This window comes from Brevibacterium jeotgali, from assembly GCF_900169175.1.
GTDB classification, from domain to species: Bacteria; Actinomycetota; Actinomycetes; order Actinomycetales; family Brevibacteriaceae; genus Brevibacterium; species Brevibacterium jeotgali.
Genome location: NZ_FXZM01000001.1, coordinates 132,339 through 148,184 on the forward strand (window position 1 = coordinate 132,339; position 15,846 = coordinate 148,184).

At 70.1% G+C, this 15,846-nt stretch carries 15 protein-coding genes; 3 read left to right on the plus strand and 12 right to left on the minus strand.

Annotated features, from left to right (window positions below; all coding sequences use genetic code 11):
- Positions 1-66 precede the first annotated feature (66 nt).
- The 9 genes from BJEO58_RS00695 to hpt all read right to left on the minus strand — a co-directional run bounded on the left by BJEO58_RS00695 (position 67) and on the right by hpt (position 9,079).
- Positions 67-987, minus strand: a complete 921-nt coding sequence (locus BJEO58_RS00695; protein ID WP_101586839.1) for a Rossmann-like and DUF2520 domain-containing protein — start codon at positions 985-987, stop codon at positions 67-69.
- Complete coding sequence (locus BJEO58_RS00700; protein WP_257904189.1) at positions 977-2,800, minus strand: PH domain-containing protein; 1,824 nt, start codon at positions 2,798-2,800, stop codon at positions 977-979. Before BJEO58_RS00700 ends, BJEO58_RS00695 begins: the two co-directional genes overlap by 11 nt.
- 188 nt (positions 2,801-2,988) lie before the next feature.
- Complete coding sequence (locus BJEO58_RS00705; RefSeq protein ID WP_101586843.1) at positions 2,989-3,471, minus strand: PH domain-containing protein; 483 nt, start codon at positions 3,469-3,471, stop codon at positions 2,989-2,991.
- Positions 3,468-3,974, minus strand: coding sequence for a DUF3180 family protein (locus BJEO58_RS00710; RefSeq protein WP_101586845.1), 507 nt, complete (start codon positions 3,972-3,974; stop codon positions 3,468-3,470). Before BJEO58_RS00710 ends, BJEO58_RS00705 begins: the two co-directional genes overlap by 4 nt.
- Positions 3,971-4,984 carry a 2-amino-4-hydroxy-6-hydroxymethyldihydropteridine diphosphokinase gene (folK, locus tag BJEO58_RS00715; protein ID WP_101586847.1) on the minus strand — a complete coding sequence of 338 codons (1,014 nt, stop codon included), beginning with the start codon at positions 4,982-4,984 and terminating at the stop codon, positions 3,971-3,973. The genes BJEO58_RS00710 and folK overlap by 4 nt, the downstream gene beginning before the upstream one ends.
- 1 nt (position 4,985) lies before the next feature.
- Positions 4,986-5,819 (minus strand): dihydropteroate synthase, encoded by an 834-nt coding sequence (gene folP / locus BJEO58_RS00720; RefSeq protein ID WP_308297846.1) that lies wholly within the window; start codon positions 5,817-5,819, stop codon positions 4,986-4,988.
- A 5-nt stretch (positions 5,820-5,824) separates the two neighbouring features.
- The gene (gene folE, locus BJEO58_RS00725) at positions 5,825-6,391 is read right to left on the minus strand and encodes a GTP cyclohydrolase I FolE (RefSeq protein ID WP_101586848.1); all 567 of its coding nucleotides are present in this window, start codon (positions 6,389-6,391) and stop codon (positions 5,825-5,827) included.
- Positions 6,388-8,442, minus strand: a complete 2,055-nt coding sequence (gene ftsH / locus BJEO58_RS00730) for an ATP-dependent zinc metalloprotease FtsH (RefSeq protein ID WP_101586850.1) — start codon at positions 8,440-8,442, stop codon at positions 6,388-6,390. Before ftsH ends, folE begins: the two co-directional genes overlap by 4 nt.
- Positions 8,443-8,527: 85 nt before the next feature.
- Entirely contained in the window at positions 8,528-9,079 is a 552-nt protein-coding gene (gene hpt, locus BJEO58_RS00735; protein ID WP_101586853.1) for a hypoxanthine phosphoribosyltransferase, read from the minus strand.
- 174 nt (positions 9,080-9,253) lie between these two features.
- Between hpt and BJEO58_RS00740 the strand changes: the two genes are divergently transcribed.
- Entirely contained in the window at positions 9,254-10,267 is a 1,014-nt protein-coding gene (locus tag BJEO58_RS00740) for a DUF368 domain-containing protein (protein ID WP_101586855.1), read from the plus strand.
- Here BJEO58_RS00740 and tilS read toward each other — a convergent pair.
- From tilS to dacB, 3 genes are all read right to left on the minus strand, one after another.
- Positions 10,252-11,364, minus strand: a complete 1,113-nt coding sequence (tilS, locus tag BJEO58_RS00745) for a tRNA lysidine(34) synthetase TilS (RefSeq protein ID WP_101586856.1) — start codon at positions 11,362-11,364, stop codon at positions 10,252-10,254. The genes BJEO58_RS00740 and tilS overlap by 16 nt on opposite strands.
- On the minus strand, positions 11,361-12,485 hold the full coding sequence (locus tag BJEO58_RS00750; protein WP_180951774.1) for an Rv3626c family coenzyme F420 biosynthesis-associated protein: 1,125 nt from the start codon (positions 12,483-12,485) through the stop codon (positions 11,361-11,363). Before BJEO58_RS00750 ends, tilS begins: the two co-directional genes overlap by 4 nt.
- Before the next feature lie 85 nt (positions 12,486-12,570).
- Complete coding sequence (gene dacB / locus BJEO58_RS00755) at positions 12,571-14,130, minus strand: D-alanyl-D-alanine carboxypeptidase/D-alanyl-D-alanine endopeptidase (protein ID WP_246075938.1); 1,560 nt, start codon at positions 14,128-14,130, stop codon at positions 12,571-12,573.
- 161 nt (positions 14,131-14,291) lie between these two features.
- Here dacB and BJEO58_RS00760 point away from each other — a divergent pair, with 161 nt between their 5' ends.
- On the plus strand, positions 14,292-14,831 hold the full coding sequence (locus BJEO58_RS00760; protein WP_101586860.1) for an inorganic diphosphatase: 540 nt from the start codon (positions 14,292-14,294) through the stop codon (positions 14,829-14,831).
- 246 nt (positions 14,832-15,077) lie between these two features.
- Positions 15,078-15,719, plus strand: coding sequence for a VOC family protein (locus BJEO58_RS00765; protein ID WP_101586863.1), 642 nt, complete (start codon positions 15,078-15,080; stop codon positions 15,717-15,719).
- The last annotated feature ends 127 nt before the right edge of the window (positions 15,720-15,846 follow it).

The window sequence follows — 15,846 nt, forward strand, 5'->3', positions numbered from 1 at the left end:
CCCAAGGCTACCGCGCGGCTCCTGTCGCGCGGAAAACGAGCCGTCGGGCCCAAGGTCCTGCAGGCCTCAGCCGTGCTGTGCGTCCAGGGGGTCCTGTGCGTCCAGGGTGTCGAGCAGCTGGGCAGCGGTGGATTCGTCGATGGTCCCGTTCTCGAGAGCCCGGGCGGTGGTCGCACGGGCCATCGCCCGATAGGCGTCGACGATCTCGGCGGTCCCCTGCGTCAGGGCGAACTCGGACAGCGCCGCGACATGGGCGCCGACGGTCGCCACATCGCCGCGACTCACAGGGCCGGTGAGCGCCCGCGGGCCCGACCGCAGCACGTTCGACACGCTCGCGTCGACGAGAGAGGCGAGCACGCGCGAGGGGTCGTCCACTCCGAGGGAGGACAGAGTCTCCATCGCCTGCGCGAGGATCGCCGCGGTGTGGTTCGACGCGTGGGCGATCGCCGAGTGGTACAGCGCCCGGTCCGCCTCTGCGAGCACGATCGGCTCGGAGCCGATCTCGACCGCGAGTGCCTGGCCGATCGGGAGGACCGGCTTGGGTGCGGTGACGCCGATCGTGGTCTGGCGGAGGCGGGGCAGGTCCATGCTCGTGCCGGTGAAGGAGAGGGAGGGGTGCAGGGCGATGGGGATCGCCCCAGCCGCGGTCGCCGGCTGGAGGACCCCGAGGCCGTGTCGGCCCGCACAGTGCACGACGATCTGCCCGGCGCTGAAGAGGCCGAGCTTCGCCAGCCCCTCGACGAGCTCTTCGATCGTGTCGTCCGGCACGGTGAAGAGGATGAGCTCTGCGCGTTCGACGAGGGTCTCCACGTCGAGCACCGGAACGCCCGGCAGCATCGCGTCGGCACGGTCACGGCTCGCCTCGGACCCCGCGGATACGCCCACGATCGCGTGCCCCGCATCGCGCAGCGCGGCTCCCATGACGGCTCCGACCTTGCCGACGCCGATGATGCCCACACCCAGCCGGGTCTGATCGTCAATGTTCATGGGGCGGCCTTTCAGCAGGTGCGGGCGGGGACGGGTCCGGGGCCGGCGGGGACGGCGGTGCCGGGGGCGGGGACGGCGGTGCGGTGCGAGCGTCCTGGTAGGCGTCCAGCTCCTCCCGCGCCATCCGGGTGACTGTCGCGTGGTGGTCGAACAGCTGCGACGCTTCAGCGCTCGGCAGGTGCACGACGTGCGGTGCGATGGGCCCGGGTGAGATGTGGAGGGCGATCGTGGAGAGTCCGAGTGCCCTCTGCAGCGGCCCCTGCGTCAGGCGCAGCGACTGCACGCGGGCATGCGGGACCAGTTCGAGCGTGCGGGACAGTCGCCCCGACCGGATCAGGGTGAGAGTTCCCGTGAGCGCATGCGCATTGCGCTTCCACGTGACCGGATCCAACCACATCGAGGCGCGGGGACGACCGCGGTAGGCGTGCTCCCCGGCCAGGGTCTCCGCGTCGCGCGACAGGGGACCCGCCATACCCGCGAGGACGAGCGACCGTGCGTCGGCTCCCTGCGGCGGGCGCGGGTCGGGCAGGCACAGACCCAGCATGAGCATGACGTCGTCGCGCGTGCCGACGGGGAGCAGCACGTTCTGGGTCGTGTCGTCGTCGCCGCTGCCTTCGGAGGCCATGGTGAACTCGGCGCGCCACCAGCCGGGGCCGCGCCACAGCAGCGGCTGGCGGAGCTTCACCGCCTGGATGCGGTCGAGCGGGATGATCCGGTTCGTCGTCGATGCCAGTCCATGGCTGACCCGCAGGCCGTCCTGTGTGATGGCCACCGTGAAGTTCGCGAGCCCCAGCTCCGACTTCAGCACGCCGACGAGCGCGAAGAGGCCCGGGACCATCGCGAACACCGTGGTCACCAGCGCCGCCGGGGTCGCCAGGATCGCTATGACGATGATCGCAGCGAGCAGCGCCAGCATGAACACCGCGGTCACCAGCACCGTCGTGGACAATAGCGCGGACCACAGCAGGCGATGGAACGGCACTCGCAGCAGGCGACCCTCGGCACCTGTCGTCGGCGACAGGCGATACGGGGTCAGCAGTGTCGTGAGGCTGCTGCTCAGGTCGTCGACGGTCATGGACGCGTGCGTCTGGAACTGCTGGGCCGTCCTGCTCAGCAGTCGCTGGCCGAGCGGCGCGGTCGGGGCGGTCGGCCGCTGCACGGACGTCTGCGGGGACGCGTGGCCTGCTGTGTCGACGCGGCCTGCTGACGGAACCCGCTCCGCCGCCGACTCGGTGGTCGGCGGTCCGGCGCCCGGGGCTCCGGCGGCGGGGCCGGATCCCGGACCGGGCGGCGTCTGCTGCCGTCCGGCGCGCAGGGAGCTGAGGATCTCCTCCCGCAGCACCTCCGCCTGCCCCCGCCTGAGGTACGAGATCGTGATGTCCGAATCGGACCCGCCCGCGACGTCGAACACGAGCGAGGCGAGTCCCAGCAGGCGCGGGATGAACGGCAGGGAGATGTCGACGGACTGGACACGGTCATGCGAGGCGGACCGCTCCTTCCGCGCGATGACCCCGGTGCGCAGGAAGACGCCTGTTCCGTCCACCCGGAAGCGGGTGTACCGCCAGCTCAGCCACAGGGCGACGACTGTGACGACCAGCGCGAGGACGACGATGCCGATCACCGCAGCGGTGATGAGCGGATGCTCTCGGATGAGCGTCGGCAGCAGCCGGATCACTCCGAACCCTCCGGCGTCGCTGTTCTCACCGCCGAGCCCTTCGACCACCAGGTCCTCCAGGACAGTCTGGAGATTCTGGAACGCGATGACGAGGACGACACCCAGGGCGGCGATCAGACCGGCACCGCCCTGGAGCACCGGAGTCAACCGGTGGACATGCCGCCACTGAGCAGGGTCATCCGCAGTCGTCGGCGGAGCGTGGCGAGAGTCCTGCGGAACCTGCGGATGGTTCTGTGCGGGCCGGGACTGTGCCGGCCGGGTCTGCGGCGGCGGGGACTGCGGCAGCGGGGACTGCGAACCCTGCTGACCCGGCTCCTGCGGCGCGGTCACAGTCCCGCCAGACGGGCGCCGCCGCGCGACGCGATGGAGTCCCGCAGCGCCTCCGCCTCCGGCTTCGGCAGGCCCGGCAGGGAGGCATCGGTCCCGGCAGACGCGGTGTGGAGAGTGATCGTCGCGAGTCCGGCCATGCGCAGCAGCGGACCGGCTGAGACCTCGACGTACTGCAGTCGCCCGTAGGGGACGACGGTGGTCGACCGGAACATGATGCCGCGCTGCACCAGGAGATCGTGCTCACGCTCGAGGTAGCCCAGCGCCTTCACCTGACGCACGACGATGATCGCTTCGATGGTCGCGACGATGACGCACCCGGCCGCGAGCGCGAAGCCCAGGATCATGAGCCAGGTGATGTCGAAGATCAGCCCGCAGATCGCCGCGGCGAGGAGGACGATGAGGAAGATCCCCCACACGATCGCGGACCCGATGAGCTGGACGCCGATGAACTTCGGGCTGACGGGGTTGAGCTGTCTCATGCGGGAGCCTCCGGTGGGTCGTGTCGTTCACGTCGTCCGTCCCCGGAACTGTCCGAGGCTCGTGGATCGTCGGGCGGCAGCGAGCAGAAGGACTCCACGATCAGTCCGACAGCCATGAGGATGGCTGCGGAGATCGCAGCTGCGAGCATGCCCAGTCCGGCTTCGGCGCGCAGACCGAACGCGGATGCGAAGAGGTAGAGGGCGCCGCCGAGGTACCAGGCAGTGAGCACCGCACCCGCCAGGGCCGCGGCCTTCGCGAGCATGGCGATCCGTGCCGCCTTCACCAGATCGATGGCCGTGGTCCTGTCTCCGTCGCGCCAGGCGCGCACCGGCCATCCCAGCGCGAGCAGCACCCCCGACAGGACGAGCATCCCGACGATCGCGGGCCACGGCACCAGCGGCAGCGCGTTCCCGCCGCGCTCCCACAGAGTGTGGAACGCGATCGACGCGAGGAGTCCGACGATCCCCCAGACGAGCAGCTGTGTGGGCCGTGTGCGGTTCATCCTCTGTCACCCCCGGCGGCCGGGGCCGGATCACCGTGTTCGGCCAGGTCTGCTCGTCCGGCTCCGGCAGGCTGCATGCTGCGGCCGGTCTGCTCGGCTGTCCAGACGAGCGCGCCGGCGCGCTGCACGCCGTCCGCATCGTCTGCGTGTGCGAGGGCTGTCGTGAGCCGCTCACGTCCGCGCGGAGTGTCGACGAGCGCGTCCGGCTGGAGGTCGGCCCAGGGTGCGAGCACGAACGCCCGCTCCCCCGCGCGCGGATGCGGAAGAGTCAGCACGGGATCTGCGAGGCGCACCTCAGCGGCCGGTGGTGCGGCGTCCTGATCGTGCACCGCCCCGGCTGCCGCGCACAGGTGCACGAGATCCAGATCGAGCGTGCGCGGGCCCCACCGCACGTCACGGGTCCGCCCGGCTCCCACTTCGATCCCCTGGCAGACGGCGAGCAGCTGGTGCGGGGGCAGCGTCGTGTCGACGATGACCGCGGCATTGTGGAAGTCCGGCTGGTCGATGCCGCCGACGGGAACCGTGACATACACGGAGGACCCGACGACCACATCGATGCGCGGGTGGAGGTCCAGGGCGTGCGCCGCGTCCTGGAGGGTGGCGAGCGCATCCCCCAGGTTGGCCCCGAGCGCGATGACCGCGCGCCACTGCGTCGGGGCCCGCGTCCGCCGCACGGTGACGGCGACGTCGGTGAACGCGTGGGCGATCGGTGCCTGTGGCTTGCGGACCGTCACCTCCACCTCTGCGCAGGCTGCGAGGCATCGGTCCGCCAACGCCCCCGCCAGCGCCTCGATGAGGTCGTAGGGCTTCCCCGCGACGATCGCCGCGAGGTCGTCCGCGAGCGCTCCGTAGTCGGTGGTGTCGGCCAGGTCGTCGGTCGCAGCGGGGCGGGACAGGTCCCCGCGCAGGACCACGTCGACGACGAAGTCCTGACCGTCTCGCTTCTCGAAGTCGAAGACCCCGTGGTGACCGCGGATCGTGAGGCCGGTCAGTCGGATCTCGTCCGTCATGTCAGCTCCTCGTGCTCCCGGCCGCGCGGACAGCGGCGACGGCGTCGGCTGCGATGCGCGAGGCACGGGGTTCGTGGACCCGCACCGCCCAGGCCCCTGCCTGTGCTGCCATCACAGTGATCGCGGCGGTGCCGGCGTCACGGTCCTCCTGTGTGGCCGCTGCCGGGGCCTCCGGTGAGGCGAGCGATGCGAGGAACCGTTTCCGGGAGGCGGCGACGAGCAGCGGCAGCCCCATCTCGACGAACACGTCGAGGCGGGCGAGCAGCTCCCAGTTGTGCTGGGCGTTCTTCGAGAACCCCAGCCCGGGATCCAGGATGAGGGCGCTGCGGGACACGCCGGCGGCCTCGGCCGCCTCGATGCGGGAGGTGAGTTCTTCGGCCACCTCACGGACGGTGTCGTCGTAGTGCACCGGCGCGCCGGTGTCGGACAGCAGGCCTCTCCAGTGCATGAGGACGAGGGGCGCCCCGGATTCGGCGGCCAGTCGGAGCATCTCCGGCTCGCTCTGTCCGGCGGAGACGTCGTTGATGAGGGTGGCGCCTGCCTCCAGCGATGCGCGGGCCACGGACTCGCGCATCGTGTCCACGCTGATGACAGCGCCGTCACGGGAGAGTTCGCGGATGACGGGCAGGACCCGGGCGAGCTCCTCCTCCTCGGAGACGCGCGTGGAACCGGGTCGGGTCGACTCTCCGCCGACATCGATGATGTCCGCACCGCCGTCCAGCAGATCGATGCCGTGGGCGACCGCGTCCGCGTGCGTGAACCAGCGACCGCCGTCGGAGAAGGAGTCCGGGGTGATGTTGAGGACCCCCATGATCTGCGTGCGCGTCCGGTCCACGACCGTCACCTCCTGAGGATGAGGCTCATCGCCTCGGAACGGGATGCCGCATTGCGCAGCTGGCCGCGCACCGCCGACGTGATCGTCGACGACCCCGGCTTCTTCACGCCGCGCATCGACATGCACAGGTGCTCCGCCTCCACCACGACGATGGCGCCGCGCGGCTGCAGGTGCGCGACGAGCGCGTCCGCGATCTGCGTGGTGAGGCGCTCCTGCACCTGCGGACGGCGGGCGAAGACATCGACGAGGCGCGCCAGCTTCGACAGGCCCGTCACCCGCCCCTCGGCGCCGGGGATGTAGCCGATGTGCGCAGCCCCGTGGAACGGCACCAGGTGATGCTCGCACGTCGAGTACAGGGCGATGTCGCGGACGAGCACCATCTCGTCGAAGCCGATGTCGAACTGGACTCCCAGGACGTCTGCGGCGTCCTGCGAGAGCCCCTCGAAGGCCTCCTCGTAGGCCCGTGCGACCCGGGCCGGCGTCTCGGTGAGCCCGTCGCGGTCCGGGTCCTCGCCCACCGCCAGGAGGATCTCCCGGACTGCGGCTTCGATGCGTGCGTGATCGACGGTCATCGCGGCGGCTCCAGTCCGTCAGCAGCCTGGCTGGTCTGGCCGGTCTGGCCGGCGTGTCCGGTCTGGCCGGCGTGTCCGGCGTCTGCATCCTCGTCGCCGTTCGTCACGCGAGGCGCGGGCGGATCGATGGGGGGACGGCTGGAGACCGGGCGGTCGCGGCTGGCGAGCCAGACGGTGCGCCTGTCTCGCTTCACGACATCGTGGAAGAGCTCTGAGAGCTGCGCCTCGTCGAGCGTCTCCTTCTCGAGCAGGTCGTACGCGAGGCGGTCGAGGACGTCCCGGTTCTCATTCAGTGCCCAGTAGGCATCCGCATGGGCCGCGTCGACGAGGGCGCGCACCTCGGCATCGATCGTTGCGAGCGTGGAATCCGAGAACGATTTCTCCGAACCCCCCATGCTGCGTCCGGCGAACGGCTCCGAGGATCCGTCGCCCAGCTTCACCATTCCGGCACGATCGCTCATGCCGTACTCGGTCACCATCCTGCGCGCGATGTCCGTCGCCTTCTCGATGTCGTTCGCCGCGCCGGTCGTCGGGTCGTGGAAGACGATCTCCTCCGCGACCCGGCCGCCCATCGCGTACGCCAGCTGATCGAGCAGTTCGTTGCGGGTCGTCGAGTACTTGTCCTCACTGGGCATCACCATCGTGTAGCCCAGTGCTCGTCCGCGCGGCAGGATCGTCACCTTCGTGACGGGGTCCGTGTCGTTCATCGCTGCGGCGACGAGCGCGTGCCCGCCCTCGTGGTAGGCGGTGACGCGGCGCTCCTTGTCGTTCATGAGGCGGGTGCGCTTCTGCGGTCCGGCGATCACTCGATCGATCGCCTCATCGACGATCGTGCTGTCGATGACGGACTTCTTCTCGCGCGCCGTGAGCAGCGCGGCTTCGTTGAGGACGTTCGCGAGGTCTGCGCCGCTGAAGCCGGGCGTGCGCTTCGCGACCATGTCCAGATCGACGTCCGACGCCAGGGGCTTGTCGTTCGCGTGGACGCCGAGGATCTGCTTGCGGCCCTTCATGTCCGGGGCCTCGACCTGGATCTGACGGTCGAAGCGTCCCGGCCGCAGCAGTGCCGGGTCGAGGACGTCCGGACGGTTCGTCGCGGCGATGAGGATGACGTTGGTCGAGGCTTCGAACCCGTCCATCTCGACGAGCATCTGGTTGAGCGTCTGCTCCCGCTCGTCGTTTCCGCCGCCCATGCCGGCACCGCGCTGACGGCCGACCGCATCGATCTCGTCGACGAAGATGATGCAGGGGGAGTTCTCCTTCGCCTGTGTGAACAGGTCGCGGACGCGGGACGCTCCCACGCCCACGTACATCTCCACGAAGTCCGAACCGGAGATCGAGTAGAACGGCACCCCGGCCTCCCCCGCGACTGCACGGGCCAGGAGTGTCTTGCCCGTGCCGGGCGGCCCGTAGAGCAGCACGCCCTTGGGGATCTTGGCACCCACGGCCTGGAACTTGTCCGGCTCCGCGAGGAACTCCTTGATCTCCTCGAGCTCCTCGAGCGCCTCGTCCACGCCTGCGACGTTCTCGAACGTGACGTCCGGGTTCTCCTTGTTGACCAGCTTCGCCTTCGACTTGCCGAAGTTCATGAAGCGGCTGCCGCCGCCTCCCAGCTGCGACAGGAGGAACCAGAAGACGATGAAGATGATGACGAACGGCAGCAGATTCAGCAGCAGTGTGCTGATCCATGACTGCTGCGGCACCTCATCGGTGTATCCGCCGTCGGGACCCGCCGTCGTGACGGCATCGATGATCTCTTCGCCGCGCGGCTCGATGTAGAAGAACTGGACCTTGTTGCCGTAGTCATTGCCCGCGAACTCGTAGTCGTCCGAGAGCACGAGGTCGACCCGCTGGTCGTTGTCGACGATCTTCGCCTGATCGACCTTCCCCTCGTCGAGGAGGGCGAGGCCCTGTTCGGTGTCCACTCTCTGGAAGCCGGTTCCGCCTGCGAGGAGGAGGCCCGTGGTGATGAAGGCGAGGACCAGCAGCACCCAGATGAAGGGACCTCGGCGGACCTTCTTGACGGGGGTGCTGCGATCGGGGGTTTCTGCCATGGGTCCTCTCAGGAGCGTCGACGGCGGCCAAGCGGCGGATATACGGCCCGGTCAGGGTACCGCTTCCACCGGCAGGGAGACTGCGTCAGCTGTAGACGTGCGGAGCCAGCGTCGCGACGAACGGGACGTTGCGGTACTTCTCCGCGAAGTCGAGACCGTATCCGATCACGAACTCATTGGGCACGTCGAAGCCCACGTACTTCACGTCGATGTCGACCTTCGACGCCTCCGGCTTGCGCAGCATCGTGCAGATCTCCACGGACGCGGCGCCGCGGGACTTCAGGTTGGTGAGCAGCCATGAGAGCGTGAGGCCCGAGTCGATGATGTCCTCGACGATGAGGACGTGCTGATCCTTGAGGTCGGTGTCGAGGTCCTTGAGGATCCGCACCACACCGGATGACTTCGTGCCGGACCCGTACGACGAGACGGCCATCCAGTCCATCCGCACGGGCGAGTGCAGTGCGCGTGCGAGATCCGCCATCACCATGACTGCGCCCTTGAGCACGCCCACGAGGAGCACCTCGCGATCCTTGTAATCACGATCGATGTCCGCCGCCATCTCCGTCAGACGGTGCTTGATCTGTGCTTCCGTGACATGGATGGTCGTGATGTCGTCGCCAAGGTCCTGCTCGTCCACCTGTAGCTCCTCGTTCGCTCTCGTCAGACTCGGACCGGGCCGGCCTGCACAGTCGTCGTATGTGGCATCCACTCTAGCGGTCGGTGCGGCGGCTGATCGTCCGGCGTGAACTCGCGCGTCCGGCATCGACTATCGTTCGGTCCGAACCCCGCGCCCCCGAACGAGGACACGAGTGTGACCACCCCCACCCCGCACACAGACGGACCGTCCGAGGACGGGCGCTCCGACAGCACGCGGTCGCACGGCGCACGGCCCGGTGGTGCGGCTCCCGCGCCCGCCGCCCGCCGATCGCCGGCGCACCTGCCCCTCGACCTGGTGCGAGGCTTCCTCATCGGCCTCACCGAACTCGTGCCGGGCGTCTCCGGCTCGACGATCGCCCTGATCGTCGGCATCTACACGGCGCTCATCCGTTCGGCCGGGCACGTGGTCGGTGCCGCGAAGGAGCTTCTGCGCGGACGCGGCTGGAGTGCCGTGCGGAACGAGCTCGCGCAGGTCGAGTGGCGCATCATCATCCCCGTGCTCGCCGGTATGGCTGCGGCAGTGCTGCTCCTGGCCGGGCCGATCCACCACCTCGTCGAGTCGTTCCCCCTGAGTTCCATGGGGCTCTTCTTCGGCATCGTCGTCGTGGGCATCGCCGCACCGCTGCGGATGGTGCGCTGGACCGCCCGACCGCGCCTCGTCCACTGCGCACTGTTCCTCGCGGCCTTCCTCACCGCGTTCCTCCTGACGGGGCTCGTCGCCGACAGCGATCAGGAATCCCCTGCGCTGATCGTCGTCTTCCTCGCCGCCGCCGTCGCGATCTGCGCGCTCGTCGTCCCAGGGGTCTCGGGGTCGTTCCTCCTGCTGGCGATGGGGCTCTACGCCCCCACGCTCCAGGCGGTGAGCGACCGGGACCTCGTGTACATCGGTGTCTTCGGGCTGGGCGCGATCGTCGGACTGGCGAGCATCGTGCAGGGACTCCTCACCGCCCTGGAGAAGGTCCCGCACCTCACCGTGGTCATCATGGCGGGGCTCATGGCAGGGTCGCTGCGGGCGCTGTGGCCTTGGACGCCGGGGGCCGGTCCGATCACGTCGGGCGACGTCGTCTCCCCCGTCCTCTTCATGGTGGCCGGTGCAGTGTTCGTCCTCGTGCTCATGCTGCTCGACCGCAGAGCGTCCGAAGCACCGCTGGCTCAGGGACGTCCCTGATCCTCGCGGCCGGGCTCCACATGGAGGATCCGGTCGCGAATCCGGCGCACCGAACCGCCTCCCGGCACGGAGGCCTCCGGCCTGACCGCGCCCGAGGCCGCCGCCACCTGGCGCACGGCCCGCACGTGGTCGGCGGTGAGCTCTCCTGCGGACACACCGCGGGCGACCAGCCAGAGGCGCAGGATCCTGCTGATCACCGACGGGCTGAACGCGGTGAGGTCCCGGACCCCCAGCGTGGCCGGAGCCGAGCCGTCTTCGTTCGCCGAGGCGAGGAGGCCCGCCCAGGCTGCCTCCGCCTCGGCGTCGAGATGGTCTGCGTCCTCCCGCAGGAGGTCGGCGCTGCGCACCAGGCCCGCGCGCGGGTCCTGCCCCAGCGAATCGGTGAGCAGCTCGAGAGTCCGGCGGGCGCGCACCCGGGTGAAGCGCGTGTCGTCGTTCATGGGGTCGTTCCACACGTCGAGGCCCTGTGCCGCGCAGCTGGCCCGCGTCTCGTCCCGCGTCACGCCGAGCAGGGGCCTCACGATCTCGATCGGCCCGTTCGCGGTGCCGAACCGGGTGCGCGGAGCCATCCCGGACAGGGACCGCGCGCCCGATCCCCGCAGCAGCCCCAGGAGGACGGTCTCCGCCTGATCGTCACGCGTGTGCCCCGTCACGATCTGGGGGATCACCCCGTATCCCGGCCGAGCCGGATGCGCCTCGTGGTCAGGCAGGATGCCGCCCGTGTGAGCGCCCGCCGCGACGCCGGCGAGAGCTGAGTACCGGCCGCTGCGAGCCGCCGCCTCGAGCCCGCCGGGGTGGTTCTCAGCGACCGCGGTCGTCACGCTCGTGATGGGCAGCCCCAGCGCCTCCACCCGCGCGACCACCCGCGCCGCCACCTCTGCGGAACCGGGCTGCAGTCCGTGGTCGACGGTGCACGCGAGGAAACGCCCCTCACCCCGCCGGTGGAGGAAGGCGGCGGCGGCGGCGAGCGCCAGCGAATCGGCGCCGCCGGACACCGCGACGACGAGGGCGGGTGCTCCGGACGGCCGGCAGTGAGCGCGCAGCGCGTTCCGGATCCGGGCGGTCGCAGGATCGAGCCGCGGCCGCCGGCCGGTCATGGGCGGACCGCCTCCTCAGCCGCAGCCCCCGCGGTGTCATCCGAGCCCTCCGACTCCCGCGCAGCGTGCACGCGTGCGACCCAGTCGTCAGGACGGGCGATCTCACGGACGGTCGGCAGCATGTCCGGGGAGGTGAACGCAGTCGCGAGGCCCTCGTGGCCGATACTGCGCACGACGGAGCGGACGAACACGGCGCCTTCGCGGTACTGCTGCAGCTTCGAGTCCATCCCGAGCAGCCGGCTGATCGCCCCGCCCGGCCCGATCCCGTCATCGCGCCGCGCTTCGAAGCGCTGGCGTATTCGGGCCAGGTCGGGGATCACGGAGGGGCCGACGGCGTCCATGACGACGTCGGCGTGGCCTTCGAGGAAGCTCATGAGCGCCATGACCTGGTCGAGGACCGCCCGCTTCTCCGGCCCGGTCACGACGTCGACGAGCCGGGTCTCGCCGCGCACGATCTCCGGGATGCTGCGGATGAGCGGCTTCAGACCGGTGAGCCCGGAGAAGGCGGGATCATCGCCCAGCAGTTCGGAGATGAGTGAGCTGAGGTGGTCGCGCAGCCAGGGTGCCGCGGCGAACTGGACCCGGTGGGTGGACTCGTGGAGAGCGACCCAGAGGCGGAAGTCGCGCGGTGTGACGCTCAGCGTCGCCTCGGTCTGTGCGATCGAGGGGGCGACGAGCAGGAGTCGCCCCGCCCCGTCGGGGTGGGGTCCGCCGCCGAAGGGATCGAACTGCCCCAGCACCCGGGTCGACAGGACGGACAGGACCGCGGCCATCTCGAGAGTGTTCGGGATGCGTCCCGCCTCCATCGCGGCGCGGACGTCGTCCGACATCGCTGTGCCCACCATCGCGGTGAGCGACTGCCCCGTCGCCTTCGCCCATCCCAGACGGTCGACGATCAGGACGTCGCCGGCGGCGGCCCGGGTGCGGACGGCGTCTGCTTCCCCGGGATCCAGGCGCATGACGTCGAGGACGAGGTCGATCGACGTGTCCGCCGCTTCGCGCAGCTGGTCGACGACCTCTGCGGTCTCCTTCGTCGGGAGGCGAGGACCGCCCGGGACCAGCTCCTTCACCGAGCGCTCCAGAAGAGTGAGGTCCAGGATGTCCGTGCCGTGTCCGTCCATGCATCCATCCTGCCCCATACGCGGACTCCGCCGTGGACGGACACCCCTGTTCACCGCAACCGCACACGCGGGGTCGACCTCGCGGTCACGCGCAGCCGCACTCCGCAATGCGGGCGAGTGCCGCATCGAAGGCGAGACGGGCCTCATCGGACGTGCCCCGGTCCATCTCATCCGCCATCATCGAGAACACGAGCAGCCGGTCGTCCGTCGTCACGACGGTGCCGGCCAGCGAGCTCACCGTGGCGAGCGACCCGGTCTTCGCGTGGACGACGCCGGCACCGGCCTCGGACTCGTCGTTCGTGTAGCGCGGCGCGAGAGTGCCGGAGAACCCGGCGACCGGCATCGCCGGGACGAGCATCGACAGGTCGCCCTCCGCCCGGGCGGATGCCTCGATGATCGTCGTGAGGTCGCCCGCGGAGATCCGGTTGCCGTAGTCCAGTCCGGACGCGTCCTCCAGGGCGATCGAGCCGGTGTCCAGGTCCTGGGAGGCGAGCGCGTCGATGACGGCGGACGGGGCTTCGGCGGCAGTGGCCTCCCGGTCGGTCGCGAGGGCCACCTCACGGCCCAGGGTCTCTGCGACGACGTTGTCGCTGTGGACGAGCATGAACTCCACGAGCTGCGACACCGGTGCGGACTCGACGGCAGCGAGTTCACGAGCATCGGCGGGGGCGGCGGACGGTTCGACCACCTCGGTCTCGACGTCGAGTCCGATCCCCGCGCCCGCGTCGGCCAGGGCCTCGGCGAATACATCGGTCGCGACCGCCGCCGGGTCCTCGTGCCGCGCCGAGTACCGCTCGTCCGGCTCCTCGTAGCCGGATTCCTGCATGAGCGGGACGATCGGGGTGATGTAGCCGCTGGCGATGTCAGCCCGCTCCCATCCCGAATGCCAGCCGCTGCCGGAGTATCTGCTCAGATCGGCGGAGACCGTCACGTGCGTGGTGCCCGACTCCACGAGCTCAGCGGCCGTGTCTGTGGCCAGCGTGGTCAGACCCGCACGCCCCATGACGGCGTCCGCGTCGTTCGCGCCGGGCCCGAGCAGGACGTCGCCGCCGCCCACCAGGTGGACTGTCACAGGTTCGTCGGGGTCCGCTGCGTCCGCCCGCCCGGCTGAGCCGGCAGCCGGATCCGCGTCGGGCGCCGGAGCTGAGCCGGCAGCCAGGTCGTCTGCCTCCGGGGCATCGACCACGGCGCGCGTTATGAAGCGGGTGTCGGCACCGAGCGCACCGAGCGCTGCGGCGCCCGTGAGGACCTTCGTCACCGATGCGGGCGTGTGGGCAGTCGCTTCGTCGCGGGCGAGCAGGACATCGCCGGTGAGTGCGTCACGGATGTCATAGCTCCAGCGGCCGGAGAGCTCTGCGTCCTCGAACACCGGCTCGACGATGCCAGCGAGACCCGTGGGGATCGGCGCGTCTGCGGGGAGGGGCTCAGCGGCATCCGCCGCCTCGGGATCGACCGCACCTGGACGCGGCAGCGCGTCCACCTCGATCTGCGGGGCAGTCGTGAGCGGTCCCGGAACGATGTCTGCCGCGTCCAGTGCGACGAACGCGGCCACCAGCACTGCGGCGCCGACCGACACCAGCCACGCGGTGCGCGGTCGACGGCGACCGCCTGCGCGCGACCGGCGGCGATCAGTGGTGTGGGACACTCGGCCTCCTGCGCGCGGTACGGGATTCGCTCACTATGCTAGGTGAGTCTTCCCGGAGCGCGGGGAGCGCTCCCGTCCGTACGGCCACGCGCCGTTCCACAGGCAGGCGTCTGTGGTGCACAGTCAGGCAACTGACAGTCAGTCATCTGTAAGGAGACCACATGGAACTTCTCGCCACCATCGAAATCCCGGCGGGCTCCCGCAACAAGTACGAGGTCGATCATGAGACCGGTCGGCTGAAGCTGGACCGTTACCTCTTCACCGCGATGTCGTACCCCACCGACTACGGGTACTTCGACGACACGCTGGGCGAGGACGGCGATCCGCTCGATGTGCTCGTGCTGCTCCACGAGTCCGTAGTCCCCGGGTGCCTCGTCGACGCCCGCCCGATCGGCGTCTTCCGCATGGAGGACGAGGCCGGCGGCGACGACAAGGTCCTGGCCGTCCTGGGCGGGGACCACCGCTTCGACCACATCCAGGACATCGAGGACATCCCCACGTACCGCCTCGAGGAGATCGCCCACTTCTTCGCCCGCTACAAGGACCTCGAGAAGGGCAAGTACGTGAAGGGCCACGAATGGGCCGGCAAGGATGAGGCGGAGCGCATCGTCACCGAATCCATCGAGCGCTTCAAGGCCGAGGGCCACCCGAACGAGGCGCACGAGGCCGCAGGCGCCCAGCGCGGCGACCTCGACAGCTGACAGAGGCGGCCCGGCCGACTCATCGGGGCGGCGATCCCTGCCGACCCGGATCGTCGCCGCCGGCTCCGCATCGGACCCCCACGGGACGATCGCACCCCTCACCGCAGCGGGCAGCGACGATTCCGCGAGGGGTCCGTTGTGCGTGGAGGGAGTCCGCTGAGCGTGGTGTCCGCCCCAGCGGCGACAGCCACGAGACTTAGGGTGACCTCACTGCCCCCGATGCGGCGAATGTGACACTCTGCACATATGCATCTCGACCACGTCTCCTTCGCCGCTGAACCCGACGGTCTCGAGGCCGCCGCCGGGCGCCTCGCCGATGCACTGGGCATCGAGGCGTACGACGGTGGGGTCCACCCCCGGTTCGGCACACGCAACCTCGTCTTCCCGCTGGAGAGCGGCCACTACCTGGAGGTCGTCGAACCTCTCGAGCACCCGGCCACCCTCTCCACCCCGTTCGGCCAGGCCGTCCGCGCACGCTCGGAGATGGGCGGCGGATGGATGGGCTGGGTCATCCGAGTCGATGACCTCGCACCCGTGGAGGCTCGACTGGAGCGCGCTGCCGTCGACGGCAACCGGACGCCTCCGGGACACGACGAGGTCGTCTGGAAGCAGATCGGCATCAAGGGCCTCATCGCTGATCCGCAGCTGCCCTACTTCATCCGCTGGGACTCCCCCGCCGCGCAGCACCCCGCCGCACTCGGGCCGCGCAACGACGTCTCCATCGCGGAGCTGTCGATCGCAGGCGACCGCGACCGGGTCCGCGACTGGCTGGGCACGGACGACAGGAAGCCGATCTCCGAGATCAGCATCGACTGGGTCGCACCCCACGGGGCACCCGGCATCCAGTCCGTGACCTTCGCGACCCCGCGGGGTCTCGTCACGATCTGACCGTGCCACTCCCGGCGCTGTCCACCGGCACTGACCTGCCGGAGCTGCGTCCACTGGCGGGAGGACAGCACGGAGCACTCCTCACCCTCGATCGGAGATACTCCTGACCGCGCACCCTCCTCCCGTT